This window comes from Tepidiforma sp. (assembly GCF_026419595.1).
Classification (GTDB): Bacteria; Chloroflexota; Dehalococcoidia; order Tepidiformales; family Tepidiformaceae; genus Tepidiforma.
In genome coordinates this window covers 1-615 of record NZ_JANZZD010000104.1, presented here as the reverse complement: position 1 = coordinate 615, position 615 = coordinate 1, and the positions used below count along the sequence as shown (strand labels likewise).

The window sequence follows — 615 nt, the reverse complement described above, 5'->3', positions numbered from 1 at the left end:
AGCCGGGAGCCGGGAGCCGGGAGCCGGGAGCCGGGAGCCGGGAGCCGGGAGCCGGGAGAGAGGATAACCTCCAACCTCCAACCTCCAACCTCCAACCTCCAACCTCTAACCTCCGCGCTCCCGACTCCTCAGGCCTCCGCGGGGCCGCGGGTGGCTTCGAGGGCGCGGAGCATGAGGCGATATTCGCGTTCGGCGCGGCGGGCGTGGCCGCGGGCGTTGACGTGGGTGAGGTCGGCCTGGAGTTCGCCGGGGGCCGGCGGCTCGTCGGGGCCGGGCGGCTGGTAGGCGACGTGGAGGCGCGCACAGGTCTCGCTGACGCGGCGCTCGAAGTCGGCCACGCGGGCGCGCGACTCTGCGGCGATGCGCGGCGGGAGCGGGAGCCCGAGCGCCATCGGCCCGCGGACGCCGAGGGCGACCTCTTCGCGCCGGATGATGCGGCGGATGGCCTCTTCGACGCGGGCGGCGCATTCCGCGGGCTCGAAATGGTAGGCATAGCCGACGGTGCCGATGGCGGCGCGGCGCAGGGCGCGGAAGGCGGCGTTGTGCGCGACGGCGGGATTGCCGGCGGCGCGCAGGCCGAGCCGGCCCACGCGCGGCAGCCCGGCGAGGCGGGAG

The 615-nt window shown here is 76.3% G+C and carries 1 protein-coding gene; it reads right to left on the bottom strand.

Annotated elements, in window-relative coordinates:
• Window positions 1–128: 128 nt before the first annotated feature.
• The coding region (locus N2041_RS14610; protein WP_297679347.1) for an SGNH/GDSL hydrolase family protein at window positions 129–615 on the bottom strand (487 nt) is incomplete at its 5' end.